Here is a 14353-nt window from a genome sequence, read left to right on the forward strand (position 1 = left end):
TGCAGCGTCATCCGCAATCACATTCGGTGGGATCGCATGAAGAAAAATATTTGCTCGGTGCTCGCAACGCTGGCGTTTGCCGGTTCAGCTGTATTCTCGCAGGCGGCTTTTGCCGCGCCGGTGGACATCAGTTCGCTGCCAGGTGCCGTGAAGATGTCAGCCGGCGGTTCGCTGACGTTTAGCGACAAGTTCAAGAATAATCAGAAAAACAATTTCTTCAATGATTTGTTTTCATTTGATGTGACGCACGCAAGCGATCTGAGCGTGGTCTTGACGTCGCGCAGCAGCAGCGCCCTGAATGGCCTGAACCTGACGGGCTTTGGCTTGTACAGCAGCGTGAATAATACGCAATTGCTGGGCGGCGATCAGCTGCTGAGCGGCATTGACGACAAGTGGACCTTGTCATACGCCAATCTGGCCGCCGGCTCCTACTACCTGAAAGTCAGCGGCAATGTGGTGTCGAACACGGGTGCCGCCTTCAGCGCCAATGGCAGCCTGGTATCGGCCGTGCCTGAGCCAGGCACCTATGCCATGCTGCTTGCCGGCTTGGGCCTGCTGGGCTTCATGGCGCGCCGCCGGCAGAATGCCAGCTGAGCACGGCAAACGACGTCCGCTTGCCTTTCCATTTGCATTTTATCCCGCGGCCAGCCTGAGCTGGCCGCAGCACTCTTGGTGAAAAGTATGAAAAAATTTCTTCAATCCCTGTTCGTGGCAGCCATGTTCGCCGGCAGCAGCCTGGCGGCCTATGCCGCCCCGGTCGATATCAGCCATGCGCCGTTAGATCTGACGCAAGACTTGCTCGACTATTCGAGCGCTGAGCTGCTGGGTTCCTTCTCGCTGGCGCCTGGCCAGTTGGCTGGCGCGCAAAACAACTTTTTCAGCGATAAATATACCTTTAGCGTGACGGGTTTCAATGACTTGAGCGCACTGGCGACGTCGCTCAAGCCGAGCGCCAATTCCGGCCTGACCTTGACCGGTTTCAGTTTGCGCAATGCCGGCGGCGTTCTGTTTCAGGGCACCCTCGATCTGATTAACTACACGGCGCAAGACCAGGCGTGGAGCCTGGCATCGGGCGGTACGCCGCTGGCTGCAGGTATTTACTTCCTGCAGATCGATGGCTATGTGGCTTCGAGCGCGGGTGGCAGCTATAGCGGCAATCTGGCAGTGACGCCGGTACCTGAGCCGGAAACCTATGGCATGTTGCTGGCAGGTCTGAGCCTGGTGGGCTTCGCGGTGCGCCGCCGCAAGCTGCAAGCCTGAGCGCGCACTTGAATACAAGAAATGGGGGCTGCGGCCTCCATTTTTTTCGCCTGTCCATTACATGGCGCTATAATCAGCCGGCATAGCTGGCACTGCCATGTGGCGGCTTCGATTCCACCTCACCGGACGATACTCACCATTGCGTAACTTTCTCTGTTTTTCGCTGATGCTGGCCGCCGGACTCGCGCATGCCGATGCGCCGCCCGTGGCGCCAGGATTGCAGCCGTCGCAATTGGCCATCGTCATCAACGATGCCGAGCCGAACAGCATTGAAGTCGGCGAGTACTATCGCCATGCGCATGCCATTCCCGTGGCGAATGTGATACACGTCAATATACCCAACCGTCCCCGCAAGCTCAGTGCGGAGCAGTTTTCGCAGCTGAAGGAACGTATTGACGGTCAATTAAAGCCAGGCATCCAGGCCGTGCTGATGGTGTGGAGCGCGCCGTATGCTGTCGAATGCAACTCCATTACCGCCGCCTTTACACTGGGCTATGATGCGGGGCAGTGCGCGAAGACCTGCGGCGCTGGCAAGCCCAGTACGTATTTCAACAGCAATGTGCAGCAGCCGTTCGCGCAGATGGGCATGCGTCTGTCGATGCTGTTGCCCATCGATTTTGTGGAAGAGGCCAAGGCAGTGGTGGACCGTGGCACGGCCAGCGGTTTTTCCGTGCCTGTCGCCAGCGCCTATTACCTGACGACCAGCGAAGGGGCACGCAACAGCCGCGCCGGATTTTTTCCGCCGCCCGGCGTTGTGCATCAGCGCAAGCTGACCATCAAGAACCTGAAGGCGGACAGCCTGGAGGGGGCGCAGGATATCATGGTGTACCAGACGGGCATGGCGAAGGTTGCCAAACTCGATACCTTGCGTTTTCTGCCCGGCGCCCTGGCTGATCACCTGACTTCGTTTGGCGGGGATTTGCAGGGGGCGGCGCAGATGAGCAGCCAGCGTTGGCTGGAGGCGGGGGCCACGGCCAGTTACGGCACCGTCAGCGAACCGTGCAATTACTGGCAGAAATTTCCCAATTCAACGGTGCTTCTACGCCGTTACCTGGCGGGCATGACGGCGTTGGAAGCATATTGGGGGAGTGTGGCGTGGCCGGCGCAAGGCTTGTTCATCGGAGATCCCCTCGCGGCGCCGTATGCGGCCTTCCGGCGCTGAGATGGTGTTGATGGGGGAATGAAAAGGTGCTGGCCGGTGCGGCTGCTGTAAGCCGCACCTGTCAACGTTCGCCAGCAAGATGGGTGGTTACTGCTGCGCACTGCGCGCAAGGAAAAAATGTATTTGCCCAGCACGGTGCCGGCATTCTCAAAGTGTTTTTTTTGCGCGCTTCCGGCGTGCCGCAAAGCCCATCAGCGCGAGTCCTGCAACGATCATGGCATAGCTTGAGGGCTCCGGGACGGCAGGGATCGTCGGGACATTCGGAATGGCGCCACTGCCGCCACTATCGAGGCCGCCACCTGCGCCACCGCCACCCGCGCCACCTTCTGTGTAACCGCTATCGGAGCCTGTTTCCGGCGAGCGGCGCAACAGCGATGCATATTCCGGAGCCGCTCTGGACGCGAGCTGGCCGCCGCGATAGCCGCCGGCTTCCGGCAACAGGTTTTCATCTTCTGGCTGGGCTATGAAATCGCGCGCGCCGAAGTTCGGAGAGGCATAGGCTCGCAGTCGTCGACCGTTGCCGCCGCTGGCTACGGTGTTGCTATCATCATAGGGATTGCTCAGTTGATGATTGGAATTATCGAATTGCGGCTTGCGCAGGCTGGGCGTCGCATTATCCTTGTCGAAGCCGGGATTTTCGCTGTTGCCTGTGTTCGGACGGCTCGCATAGCCGATCTTGCCATTCACCAGGCGGCACGCGTTATACGTGCCATCCATGTCGGCGTTCTTGCCCGCCAGATTGTCGTTATTGGTTGCCTGGCACCTGCTGTCATCCTGTGCCTCATGGTTTTGTGCCTGCAGCAAGCCGCTGCACAACATCAAAGTCACGCCGAGCACCACAGTGCGAGGATGGAATGGGCTTACACGTTTTAACATGGCGTATCTCTTGGTCGAGTCTCCCGCTGCATGCGTATGCGCATACGGAAGGCGATTAGCGCCGGCGTCAGGCATGCAAATGTTGTGAGCATGAATGAACCGGCATTTCAAGAGCGAGGCGTGAATGGGGCCTGCCCTGCGATTTCTGTCTCACTGGCAATATTGATTACTTATCAGGAGAAAAACTTATTTGCATGAAATATATCACATTTCCCTTGGGCGTGCCTGCAAGAGTTGTGCTGATTACTTTTTTGTTGCTTAAAAGCTACGTACAAATCAGGGAGTGTAAAGGGGATTTACTCCGTTCGGCTTAATCAAATGTCATCAAGTCGTCATCCCGGGCCTTTAATATGCAAATAACAAGTTTGAAATAATTTTGTTAATTGCGCTGCGCCGGCCCATGCCGTTGGGGCTGGCGTTGTTTCTTTACCGACCAGGATATTCATGCACACCCCATACTTCACCCTGCGTACGCCCCTGCGCCTGACCGTCATGGCCACCTTGCTGGCCAGCCTGACCGTGCCGGCCCTGGCCGCTTCCGATATCGTCATCAGCCAGGTATATGGCGGCGGCGGCAACAATGGCGCGCTGTACCGCAACGATTTCATTGAAATCTTCAACCGCGGCAGCAGCCCCGTGAACCTGAGCAACTGGAGCGTGCAGTATGGCGCGGCCGGCAATACCAGCTGGGCCGTGACGGCCTTGCCCGCTATCGATTTGCAACCTGGCCAGTATTTGCTGGTGCAGGAAGCCAAGGGCGCGGGCGGCACGCTCGACTTGCCTGCGCCGGACGCCACGGGCGGCCTGACCATGTCGGGCACGACGGGCAAGGTGTTGTTGAGCAATAGTAAGACGGCACAGGTGGGGGCCGCGCCGACAGGCGCCGCCGTCATCGACCTGGTCGGTTTTGGCACGGCCAATGGCTTTGAAGGCAGCGTGGCGCCCGCGCCGTCGAATACCCTGTCCATCTTGCGCGCGCATGGCGGCTGCAGCGATACGGACGACAATGGCGCCGATTTTGCCGCCGGCAGCGTGACGCCGCGCAATACGGCGTCCGAGCGCCACGTCTGCGGCGGTCCCGTCGTGCAGCAGATCGTCACCGCGTGCCCCGCCAGCCTGGCGCTGGCGGCGGGCAATGGCGGCAACGCCGTGCTGCGCGCCTCCGACGCGGATGGCGTCGTCAATGCCGCCGTCCTGACCTCGCCTGCCGTGGCCGGCATCAGCCTGGCCAGCTTCAGCGCCGCCGGCGTGGCCGGCGAGAGCGCCAGCGTCAGCCTGCAGGTGGCGGCGGGCGTGCCGGTAGGCAATTATCCTGTCATCGTCCGTTTCAGCAACGACCAGCAGCAAACCGCCTCGTGCCAGGTCGATGTCGCCGTGCAGGGCCTCGCGGCCATCAGCCACACGATCCCGCAAATCCAGGGCGCCGGTGCCAGCAGCCCCTACGCCAATTCCGTGCAGACGACGCAAGGCGTGGTGACCCTGAAAGTGGGCACCGGCTTCTTTATCCAGGATGCGGCCGGCGACGGCGACCCGTCGACGTCGGACGGCATCTTTGTCTACACGGGCGCGAGCGCCACGACCGTGCAGCCGGGCGAACTGGTGCGCGTGACGGGCACGGTGTTCGAATACACGCCATCGGGCGCCAGGAATTCGTATACGGAATTGAAGGACGTCACGGCCATCCTCACGCAAAGCGCGGGCCACAGCATCGTGCCGACGAATGTGACCTTGCCGAACGAGAACCTGGCTGCCGTCGAAGGCATGCTGGTGCGTTTCACGCAGCCGTTGACCGTGTCGCAAAACGCCTACCTGGGCGCGCGCGGCGAGCTGACCTTGTCGGCGGGCCGGCGCGAAGTGCCGACCAACCGCCATCCGGCGCGCTCCGCCGAGGCGCAAGCCTTGATCGCGGCCAATGCAAACAATCTGATCGTGCTCGATGATGGCATCTTCGTCAAGCCGTCGACGATACCGTATATCGGCCAGGATGGCACCGTGCGCAGCGGCGACACGGTGTCCGACCTGACGGGCGTGGTGGACTTCGGCGCCATCGGCGGCGGCGGCGCCGCATATAAGCTGCAGCCGACGCAAGCGCCACAGTTTTCGCGCGACAACCCGCGCACGGCAGGGCCGGACCTGCCACCAGGCAACGTCAAGGTGGCCAGCGCCAACGTGCTGAATTTCTTTACGACCTTTACCAATGGCAACAACGTCTTTGGCCAGACGGGGCAGGGCTGCACCGTGGGTTCGTCGACCAGCAAGAGCAATTGCCGCGGCGCCGACAACCTGGCCGAATTCGTGCGCCAGCGCGACAAGATCGTGGCCGAGCTGAAAGCCATCGACGCGGACGTGGTGGGCTTGATGGAGATCCAGAACAATGGCGAGACGGCCGTCACCTACCTGGTCGAGCAGCTCAACGCGGCCATCGGCGGCGTCACGTACGCGGTGGTGCCGAAGCCAGCCGCCACGGGCACGGATGCCATCCGCGTGGCCATGATCTACAAGCCATCCAAGCTCGGTCTTGTCGGCGGCGCCTTGTCGGACGCCAACGCCATCAACAACCGTCCGCCGATGGCGCAGACCTTCCGCGCCGCGAATGGCGAGAAATTCTCGCTGGTCGTCAACCACCTGAAATCGAAGGGCAGCTGCCCGTCCGGCGGCGTCGATGCGGACCAGAACGATAGCCAGAGCTGCTGGAACGCCACCCGCGTGCAGCAGGCGCAGCGCCTGGTGGGCAGCTTCGTGCCGCAGGTGGCCGCCGCCGCCGGCGACGCGGACGTGCTGGTCATCGGCGACTTGAACTCGTATGGCGCGGAAGATCCGATCCAGGTCATCACGGGTGCCGGTTTCGTCAATGAACTCGAGCGTTTCGTGCGTCCGTCCGGCATGCCGTACTCGTACGTGTTCGGCGGCCAGAGCGGCTACCTCGACCATGCGCTGGCCAGCGCCTCGCTGAGCCCGCAAGTGGTCGGCGTTGCCGAATGGCATGTGAACGCGGACGAGCCGGAAGTGATCGACTACAACATCGATGCGGCCAAGCCGCAGGATCTGTATAACGCCTTGCCCTACCGCGCCTCGGACCATGACCCGGTCGTCATCAGCCTGGACTTGCAGCCCGCCTACCGCGACATCACGGCCGCCGTCTCGGTCGCCAGCTCGGGCCTGACGTACAACCGCGCGACGCAAAAGTACACGGGCACGTTTGCCTTCACCAACACGGGCAGCAGCGCCTTGAGCGGGCCGTTCCAGGTGCTGTTCGGCGGCTTGCCGGCCGGCGTGACCCTGGCCAATGCCAGCGGCAGCCATGCGGGTGCCGCGTACGTCAGCGTCAACGCGGCCAGCCTGGCGCCGGGCGCGACGGCCTCGTTTGCCGTCAGCTTCAGCAATCCGTCCAAAGTGACGATCCACTATTCCGCCAGCATCTTCGCCGGCAATTTCTAAGGACACGACCATGTTGACAACGACACTCAATCCCACCCTGCGCCGCGCCGTGCTGGCCGCCTTGCTCGCCGCGAGTTCCAGCCTGGCGCTGGCTGGCCCGCTCAGCTACCACGTGGAAATCGACACCAGCCAGTTTTCGGGTGCCGGCTTCCTCGACTTTGCCTTTATCGCCGGCAACAGCCCGGCACCGGGGGCCACCGCCACCTTGAGCCAGTTCACGGGCGCGTTTGGCGCGCTGGAATCGCAGGAAGGCAATGTCAGCGGCAGCCTGCCCGGCACCTTGACCTTCGGCAATGGCGGTGGCTACAACGACTGGTTTCATAACGTGACCCTGGGCGGCAAGTTCGGCTTCAACATCGTCTTTGGCGGCGACTTCCTGCATACGGCGGGCAACGCGGGCACGACGTTCGGCGTGGGCCTGCTCGACGCCACGGCAGCGTCCTACCTGGGCAACGTCAATGGCAACCTGGTGCAGTTCGAGCTCACGCCCGTCACCGGCGGCCTGCCTGGCGCGATCGCCGGCAGCACCTATGCCGGCATCGCATCGATCTCGGCCGTGCCGGAAGCGTCGGAGTGGATGATGCTCACGGGCGGCCTGGCGCTGATCGGCTTTGCCCTGCGCCGCCGCCAGACTCTGCCGGCAGCGTAAGCACGGGCGTTTTTCCTCAAGACACAGCGGACTTCGGTTCGCTGTGTTTTTTCTTGCGCATTTATTCGCCATAGCTATAAATCAGGAAACTAAAATGTATTGGTCAGCGGTTTACGCTTGATGCATAGTCAAAAACTTGTCGGCAAGTCTAGTCTTGCCGCCAACTTTTTTGAGGATGCCCCGATGCCAGCCCATATTCTCGTACTTGAAGATGCGCCAGCCATGCAGGCGCTGATGGCGCACAACCTGACGCTCGCGGGCCACCGCGTCAGTTGTGCCCGCGATGCGCGCAGCGCGCTGTCCCTGATGGCGCTGCAGGCGCCGGACATGCTGATGCTGGCATGGGATTTGCCGGACCTGTCCGGCATCGCGCTGCTGCGCCAGCTGCGCCTCGATGGCGTGCTGTGCGACTTGCCCATCATCATGAGCAGCACGCGCAACAGTGAACAGGACAAGGTGCAGGCGCTGGAAAGCGGCGCCGATGACTATATCTGCCAGCCGTTCGCTCCCCGCGAAATGCTGGCCCGCGTGCATGCGCTGCTGCGCCGGCGCCTGCCATCGGCGCTGCGCGGCGCGCTTGCCGCGCCGGCTTTGCGGCTCGACCCGCACACCTTGCGCGTGATGGCCGGCGGCATGCCGCTCAGCCTGGGCCGCGTGGAATTCAAGCTGCTGCACGTGCTGATGGGCCATCCGGGCCGCGTGCACAGCCGCGCGCAGCTGCTGGACCAGGTGTGGGGGCAGGGCGCCTATCTCGATGAACGCACGGTCGATGCCCATGTGGGCCGCTTGCGCCACGCCTTGCAGCCGGGCGGCTGCGGCCACCATATCGAGACGGTGCGCGGCAGCGGCTACCGCTACCAGGCGGCGGGGGCATGATCCTGCTGAACGGGCGGGAACAGGAATACCTGTTGCATGCCATCACTGCCGCGCACGGCATCGCCGCGCCCAGCGATTTCTTCCTGTGGAGCCAGGGGCCATTGCAAGCCCTGTTGCCGCACGCCATACTGGTCTGCGCGCAGCTGGGGCACGATGGCGCGGTGCTGCGCAGCGAGGCGTGGCATAGCGCCGTGCTCGATCGTGCCGCCCTGTACCGCCTCTGCGACCCGCGCCAGGGCCAGGTGGCGCATCTGGCGCGGGCCTGGCGCGCGGACGGGCAAAAGGCCGCCATCATCGGCGATGTCCTGGTACACGGCAGTGCGACGACGGGCGCGGATGGCAGTTTTTTTGCGCTGTTCTCGACGCCGCTGCCGGACCCGGCACGCCAGGCGTATGTGCTGGAATTGCTGTTGCCGTATCTGCACCTGCACTGGCTGGCGCTGCACGGCAAGGAGCGGGCGCTGCCGCCCGGCGCCTCGGTGGCGCGCACGGCCAGCGCGCGCGAGCTGGAAATCCTGCATTGGGTGCGTGAAGGAAAAAGTAACGAGGAAGTGGGACAGATCCTCGGCATCAGCGGCTGGACCGTGAAAAGCCATTTGCAGCGCATCTACAAATTACTCGGCGTGAGCAACCGCACGCAAGCCGTTTCGCGCGGCATCGCGCTGCGCCTGCTGGCCGGCTGACGCAAGCGCTATCGCTGATTCTCGGGCACCGCCGCTTTCCCGGCGCCCCCCGCATGCAACTGTTCTTCCTTGCCCGGCGTCACCTGGGTCACCAGCGGGCTGGCGCGCAGGCGCGCCGCTTCGGCGGCGGTCAGCATGGCGGCAAAGCCGTTCAGGGTGGCCGTGTAGCGGTATTGCACGGTGGCGTCCGGCACCAGCGCCAGCACGCTGCGCTGCTGTTCTTCCAGCTGGGCCGTGTAGCGCCGCGCCGCGTCGCTGTTCGTATCGAGTCCATGCACGCCGTCGGCCAGCGAGGCCAGCGGCGGGGCGCTCAATTGCACCAGATAGGACTGGCGCGCCGCGGCGGCCTGCGCCGCGACAGGCAGCGCAGGGATGGTGGCCGTGCCGGCCAGGATGGCAAGACTGAGGCGAAGTGCGGACATGCAAGCTCCTTTGGCGCGCGGCGGCGGCAAGCCGCCCATGCGCCGATTGTACGCGCAGCGCGCAGCGCGCGTCGCGCAAAAAAAACGCGCCCCGGAGGGCGCGCCATGTTTCCGGTACGAAGCCCGTGCTTACAGTTTGGCGTCCACTTTCACACTGCGCTGGCTAGGCGCGGCCAGCGGCAACGGGCTGTTGGTTTCCACCGACAGCACGGTGGTCGCGGCCACGGCATTGCTGGCATCGAGGAAGGCCACGCCGCCCAGGTAGCGTTTGCCGGTATCGAGCGCGGACCAGCTGACGCCGGCCGTGGCGCTGCCGCCCACATACACTTTGCTTGGCAGGGTGACTTTCAGGTTGCCGCCCTTGTCGGCCGTCGTCACGACGGCCGTGGACAGGCCGAAGCCGGTCGATACGCCATTCGCGATCTCGTAGCCTATCGTGCACACCTTGTAGGTGCCCGCAGCCGGGGTGACCAGGGTGACGGACTCGTTCGAGCCGGCAGTGGCCGAGGTGGCGACGGTGGTGCCGGCACCGTTGAGTACCAGCAAGTCGAGGTCATTGCCCGCGCCTTCGGTGGTGTCGCGGTCGAACGTCTCGAAGCGCGCCACCACGGTATTGACGGGAATGGCCACGCTGACGACGCGCACGCCGCTGATGCCTGCCTTGCAAGCGGCGGCCATCTGCGCCAGCGTGTCGACGCTGCCCGCCGCGGCCTGGCTCACCGACTGCTGGCTGCGCGCGACTTCCTTCAGGCCGGCCGTGGCCGCCCCTACCTTGCCGGCAAAGCCGGTGGACAGGGTCACCGAGCGCAGGCCGCTGACGCGGTCCGCCTGCAGCAGCGCCGGTGCCTGCACCGAGCGGCCCGAGCGTGCCGTGACGGGGCTGCGCACGGTATGCACGCCATCGGTCCACACGAGGGCGCCGTATTGCCATGCATTGTCCGGCGCCGTGGTGCGCGTCAGGGTCACGGTGAACGACTTGGTTTCGCCCGGTGCCAGCACCAGGGTGGAAGGCGCTACCGCCACGCTGTAGCCGCTGATCGAGGCGCTGGCCGTATAGGTGGCGCTGCTGCTGCCCACGTTGGTGACGCGGCGCGTGACAACTTGCGTGCCCAGCACGTTGGCAATGGTGATCGACGGCAAGTTCAAGTTGTAGCCGGCGATGGTGCCGCCAGCGCATTCGGCCGTCATGCCGACGCCGCACATGTACTTCTTGTAGTCGGCCAGGTTGGCGTCATACACGAGGCCAGGATCGGCCGCCTTGTTCGGCGTCACGTGGCCGGCTCCCTGGCCCCATGGCAGGATGCCGCGCGCCTCGCCCACCTGGATATCGGGCAGGGTGGTGCTGCCGGTGGTCATCAGGGCCGACTTGATGGCGGCAGGGCTCCAGTCCGGATGCTGCTGGCGCAGCAGGGCGGCCAGGCCGGCCACGTGCGGGCTGGCCATCGAGGTGCCTTGCAGGAAGATATAGGCTTGCGGGGGCACCAGCGCGCCATCCTGCACGGAATCGCGCTGGGCGCGCGACAGGGCCGGCGTGCCGCCGGCGAGAATGTCCACGCCGGGTGCGGTGACATCGGGCTTGAGCAGGTTGGCATCGAACAGGTTCGGGCCGCGCGACGAGAAGTCGGCCACCACGGGCGCGGCGGGGCCGTTGCCATTGGTGACGAAGCGCGAGATGGCGGCCGTGGCCGCGCCCGTTTGCGCCTGGGCATTGATCAGCGCGCCATCGGCGGCGCTGACGTGCACGGCCGGCAGCACGTGCGGGTCGGACACCAGGCCGATGCCCGTGTCGACCAGCACCATGCCGGCACCGCCCGCTTCCAGCACGGCCACGCCCTTGTCGGTGCGCGCCGTGGTGCCGCGCAGGCAGCTGACGACCTTGCCGGCAACCTTGGCAGGATCCAGCAAGGCCACGCCGCCGTTGTCGCCGGCGCGGTAGCACAGTGCCAGTTTTTGCGCATCGGCGCCGGGCAGGCCCGCGTCCTGGGCGCGGATCAAGGTGGTGGCCGGCAGCGGGTTGTAGTTGAGCGACGCGCCCGTGTACTTGGCGCCATTGCCGAGCGTGACGGTGGCCTGGTTGGCGCGGTTATGGGTCGACGCCGCGACAGTGGTGATCCATGGGCTGACGTGCGCCACGGTGTTCGCCGGACCGGCGTTGCCGGCGGACGCGGCGACGAAGACGCCGGCATTCGAGGCGTGCAGGAATGCCTGCTCGACCGGATCGTTGACGACGGTGCCGCCGCTGATCGAATAGTTGATGACATGCACGCCATCCTTGACGGCTTTTTCAATCGCCGCCACGCTGTCGCCGCCGTAGCAGCCGTTCTTGGCGCCCGTTGGCTGGGTCGCCAGGTTGTACGACCAGCAGACCTTGTAGACGGACAGGCGGGCGCGCGGCGCGATGCCGGAAATGGCGCCCAGCGGCGAGCCGCTCACGGTGACCGGTACGCCTGCATTGCCGCCCGCCGTGGACGAGGTGTGGGTGCCGTGGCCGCCTTCGCCATTCGGGTCGCCGATCGAATCGCGGGGCGAGGTGAATTCGCTCCAGTGCTGGATCTTGTCCGTTTCGGTCAGGCGCACCGCGTTGAAGTACTGCGCGCCCAGCAATTTGTTGTTGCAGTGGGCTTCCGTAAAGCCTTCACCGGTCTGGCAAGTGCCTTTCCAGCTGGCTGGCGCGGCGCCATAGGCCTGGGTGGCGTTCGGATCGAAGGTCGGCACGCCATTGGCGTCGACCTTGTCCGCATACGACAGGTTTTCCGGCCACACGCCGCCATCGACGATGCCGATGATGATGTCTTCGCCCGCATGCTGCTTGCCACCGAGCTGGCTCCACAGGCCGCCCGGCTGGTCCAGGCCCAGGAAGGTGGGCGTGTAGTTCGTCTGCAGCGCGCGCGGTTCGTCGGGGGCGATGCTGGCCACTTCGCCGCTTGCCTGCAGTTGGCGCACTTCGGCGTCGGTCAGCAGGGCGGAGAAACCGTTGAGCACGATCTTGTACTGGTATTGCACGGGAGCGGCGGCGACGATGGCTTGCACGCGCGCCTGCTTTTGTTCCAGGTAGTCGCCATACAGCTGCACTTCCGTGCTGGCCAGGTCGAGGCGGCCGCCAGCGGCCGGTTGGGTGGCATTCAGGCCTTGCACCGAGCCCGTGTAGGAGGCGATCGGCTTATCGGTCAGCTGGACGATGTAGGGGCGGCGCAGGTCGTCGGCATGGGCGTGGATGCTCAAGCTTGCAAGCAGGCTCAGGACGGCGAGCGAAATAGGGCGCAAAACGGGACGGAATGTCATGAAGGGTTCCTGTATCGGTAGCGGAATCAAAAAGGGCGGCAATCAGGCTTGCTTGCTGCGGCGGCGCGCAGCGAAGCCGACACCGGCCAGGCCCAGCAGCATCATGGCGTAGGTCGAGGGTTCGGGTACCGAGGCAACGATGTTGTCGAGTGCGAACTGGCCCTTGTTGGTGCTGAAGGCGCTGCAACTGCCGGCCGTGTTGCAAGTGAAACCGAAGAAGGCCAGCGAGGCAAACTGCTGGCTGCCGAATGCGCTGCTGGTATTGAAATGCTGGAACTGGAAGTTGCCGCCGACGGGGCCGCCCAGCTGGTAGGTTTCATAGGCGCTGGTGCCGTCGGCATAGAAGCCTTGCACGCGCAGCAGGCCGGCGATGGCCGGGTAGGATACGCCCTGGGCATAGCCGATGAAGCTGGCGTCGAAGCCCTGCAGGCTCACGCTGCCGCCCGTCCGCAAGGGGTCGAGGTAGACGACGCCGTCGTTCAGGGAAGCGTAGTAGTTGCTCGTATTGTTGGTGGGGCAGGCCATGCCGCACGCGGCCGGGTCGGTGCCGTCGAATACGGCGCCAACCAGGTCGCCGTAATTGGCGCCGACAGCGTTGGAGGCGCCCGTCAGCACGAACTGGCCGACCTCGAACGCGTCGCCATGTCCGACGAACTGGCTGTCGAAATTGTCAAAGTTGATGACGGCGGCCATGGCGGATGGCGTATAGCCAGCGCACACTGCCACGAGGGACGCCGCTGCCAATATCTTGGCGGAGCTTGCTGCCTTGGAATGCACAATACGAGTCATGGATCTTCCCTTGGTAGTTTTTGAGGATGCAATATGCTTTGCGTCTTGAGTGAATCTTTCACCAATAGCCGGATAAGACCAATCGGTGAAAAATTGACTTTTACTATAGCAAAATGTGCAATTCCATTGTGCAATAATATTTCAAATATAATTTGAAAGTTACAATTATTGAATGAATAAAATTCATCTTTCACTATGGCGCAACTACCAATAGTTACGTGTTTGTGGCGCGAAAATAGTTGATTTACGGCTAATGAGCGGCGTTTGCCGGCAGATACCTGTCGGCCGCGTCCTGGATGGTTTCCTGCGCAATTTGTTGTTCACAGTACAAAGAAAAGATTGTATTAACCATAACCGGCATGGTAGGCTGATAAGCATCAGGCAAGCGCGCGTCGCCTGTGGGCCGCCATCAGCGGCGCGCAGGCGCGCAATGTATTGAAGCTAGGCATTAAGGAGCGACCGGATGCACGCAGTACACAGGCAGAACTTGGCGGCGGCGCGCGGCGCGCGCGGCTTCACATTGCTCGAATTGTTGGTGGTCATCGTGATCATCGGCTTGCTGGCAGCCTATGTGGGACCGAAATACTTTGCCCAGTTGGGCAAGTCGGAAGTCACGGTGGCCAAGGCGCAGATCGAGGCGTTCGAAAAGTCGCTCGACACCTATCGCCTCGACGTGGGACGCTACCCCACCACGGAAGAGGGCCTGGCCGCGTTGCTGGTCGCGCCACCGGCCGCCGGCACGCGCTGGAACGGCCCCTACCTGAAAAAAAGCGTGCCGCTCGACCCTTGGGGCCACGCCTACCAATACCGCGCGCCCGGCAGCAAGGGCGAATATGACATCGTCTCCATGGGCAAGGATGGCCAGCCGGGCGGCAGCGGCGAAAATGCCGACATCAGCTCGCAATAACGCCAGCGC

12 protein-coding genes are annotated in these 14353 nt (G+C 63.6%); 8 read left to right on the forward strand and 4 right to left on the reverse strand.

Features of this window, described 5'->3' with window-relative positions; all coding sequences use genetic code 11:
- Positions 1-36 precede the first annotated feature (36 nt).
- The 3 genes from AC3RCJ_RS08535 (at position 37) to AC3RCJ_RS08545 (ending at position 2422) form a co-directional block, all read left to right on the forward strand.
- Complete coding sequence (locus tag AC3RCJ_RS08535; protein WP_492961755.1) at positions 37-594, forward strand: FxDxF family PEP-CTERM protein; 558 nt, start codon at positions 37-39, stop codon at positions 592-594.
- A gap of 87 nt (positions 595-681) precedes the next feature.
- On the forward strand, positions 682-1260 hold the full coding sequence (locus AC3RCJ_RS08540; RefSeq protein ID WP_492961753.1) for an FxDxF family PEP-CTERM protein: 579 nt from the start codon (positions 682-684) through the stop codon (positions 1258-1260).
- 139 nt (positions 1261-1399) lie between these two features.
- The gene (locus tag AC3RCJ_RS08545; RefSeq protein WP_492961751.1) at positions 1400-2422 is read left to right on the forward strand and encodes a TIGR03790 family protein; all 1023 of its coding nucleotides are present in this window, start codon (positions 1400-1402) and stop codon (positions 2420-2422) included.
- Positions 2423-2569: 147 nt separating this feature from the next.
- On the opposite strand, the gene AC3RCJ_RS08550 is transcribed toward AC3RCJ_RS08545, so the two are convergent.
- A complete protein-coding gene (locus AC3RCJ_RS08550; protein WP_492961750.1) occupies positions 2570-3298 on the reverse strand; it encodes a PEP-CTERM sorting domain-containing protein in 729 nt (242 codons plus the stop codon).
- A 444-nt stretch (positions 3299-3742) separates the two neighbouring features.
- On the opposite strand from AC3RCJ_RS08550, the gene AC3RCJ_RS08555 reads away from it, so the two are divergent.
- The 4 genes from AC3RCJ_RS08555 (at position 3743) to AC3RCJ_RS08570 (ending at position 8944) form a co-directional block, all read left to right on the forward strand.
- Complete coding sequence (locus tag AC3RCJ_RS08555; RefSeq protein WP_492961748.1) at positions 3743-6736, forward strand: ExeM/NucH family extracellular endonuclease; 2994 nt, start codon at positions 3743-3745, stop codon at positions 6734-6736.
- 10 nt (positions 6737-6746) lie between these two features.
- Complete coding sequence (locus tag AC3RCJ_RS08560; protein WP_492961746.1) at positions 6747-7385, forward strand: NF038129 family PEP-CTERM protein; 639 nt, start codon at positions 6747-6749, stop codon at positions 7383-7385.
- Between the two features lie 183 nt (positions 7386-7568).
- Complete coding sequence (locus AC3RCJ_RS08565) at positions 7569-8261, forward strand: winged helix-turn-helix domain-containing protein (RefSeq protein ID WP_492961744.1); 693 nt, start codon at positions 7569-7571, stop codon at positions 8259-8261.
- Positions 8258-8944 (forward strand): LuxR C-terminal-related transcriptional regulator, encoded by a 687-nt coding sequence (locus AC3RCJ_RS08570; RefSeq protein ID WP_492961742.1) that lies wholly within the window; start codon positions 8258-8260, stop codon positions 8942-8944. Before AC3RCJ_RS08565 ends, AC3RCJ_RS08570 begins: the two co-directional genes overlap by 4 nt.
- Positions 8945-8952: 8 nt before the next feature.
- On the opposite strand, the gene AC3RCJ_RS08575 is transcribed toward AC3RCJ_RS08570, so the two are convergent.
- The 3 genes from AC3RCJ_RS08575 to AC3RCJ_RS08585 all read right to left on the reverse strand — a co-directional run bounded on the left by AC3RCJ_RS08575 (position 8953) and on the right by AC3RCJ_RS08585 (position 13437).
- Positions 8953-9366 (reverse strand): protease inhibitor I9 family protein, encoded by a 414-nt coding sequence (locus AC3RCJ_RS08575; RefSeq protein ID WP_492961740.1) that lies wholly within the window; start codon positions 9364-9366, stop codon positions 8953-8955.
- A gap of 129 nt (positions 9367-9495) precedes the next feature.
- A complete protein-coding gene (locus AC3RCJ_RS08580; RefSeq protein ID WP_492961738.1) occupies positions 9496-12648 on the reverse strand; it encodes a S8 family serine peptidase in 3153 nt (1050 codons plus the stop codon).
- Positions 12649-12690: 42 nt separating this feature from the next.
- Positions 12691-13437, reverse strand: coding sequence for an NF038120 family PEP-CTERM protein (locus AC3RCJ_RS08585; RefSeq protein WP_492961736.1), 747 nt, complete (start codon positions 13435-13437; stop codon positions 12691-12693).
- Positions 13438-13900: 463 nt separating this feature from the next.
- On the opposite strand from AC3RCJ_RS08585, the gene gspG reads away from it, so the two are divergent.
- On the forward strand, positions 13901-14344 hold the full coding sequence (gspG, locus tag AC3RCJ_RS08590; RefSeq protein ID WP_492961734.1) for a type II secretion system major pseudopilin GspG: 444 nt from the start codon (positions 13901-13903) through the stop codon (positions 14342-14344).
- Positions 14345-14353 lie beyond the last annotated feature (9 nt).

It is taken from the genome of Janthinobacterium sp. GW822-FHT07H11, from assembly GCF_058798615.1.

What these genes read in the sequence shown, in the direction of transcription:
- AC3RCJ_RS08535 (WP_492961755.1), top strand. Translation starts at nt 37, where the DNA reads ATGAAGAAAAATATTTGCTCGGTGCTCGCAACGCTGGCGTTTGCCGGT.
- AC3RCJ_RS08540 (WP_492961753.1), top strand. Translation starts at nt 682, where the DNA reads ATGAAAAAATTTCTTCAATCCCTGTTCGTGGCAGCCATGTTCGCCGGC.
- AC3RCJ_RS08550 (WP_492961750.1), bottom strand. Translation starts at nt 3,298, where the DNA reads ATGTTAAAACGTGTAAGCCCATTCCATCCTCGCACTGTGGTGCTCGGC.
- AC3RCJ_RS08555 (WP_492961748.1), top strand. Translation starts at nt 3,743, where the DNA reads ATGCACACCCCATACTTCACCCTGCGTACGCCCCTGCGCCTGACCGTC.
- AC3RCJ_RS08560 (WP_492961746.1), top strand. Translation starts at nt 6,747, where the DNA reads ATGTTGACAACGACACTCAATCCCACCCTGCGCCGCGCCGTGCTGGCC.
- AC3RCJ_RS08565 (WP_492961744.1), top strand. Translation starts at nt 7,569, where the DNA reads ATGCCAGCCCATATTCTCGTACTTGAAGATGCGCCAGCCATGCAGGCG.
- AC3RCJ_RS08570 (WP_492961742.1), top strand. Translation starts at nt 8,258, where the DNA reads ATGATCCTGCTGAACGGGCGGGAACAGGAATACCTGTTGCATGCCATC.
- AC3RCJ_RS08575 (WP_492961740.1), bottom strand. Translation starts at nt 9,366, where the DNA reads ATGTCCGCACTTCGCCTCAGTCTTGCCATCCTGGCCGGCACGGCCACC.
- AC3RCJ_RS08580 (WP_492961738.1), bottom strand. Translation starts at nt 12,648, where the DNA reads ATGACATTCCGTCCCGTTTTGCGCCCTATTTCGCTCGCCGTCCTGAGC.
- AC3RCJ_RS08585 (WP_492961736.1), bottom strand. Translation starts at nt 13,437, where the DNA reads ATGACTCGTATTGTGCATTCCAAGGCAGCAAGCTCCGCCAAGATATTG.
- gspG (WP_492961734.1), top strand. Translation starts at nt 13,901, where the DNA reads ATGCACGCAGTACACAGGCAGAACTTGGCGGCGGCGCGCGGCGCGCGC.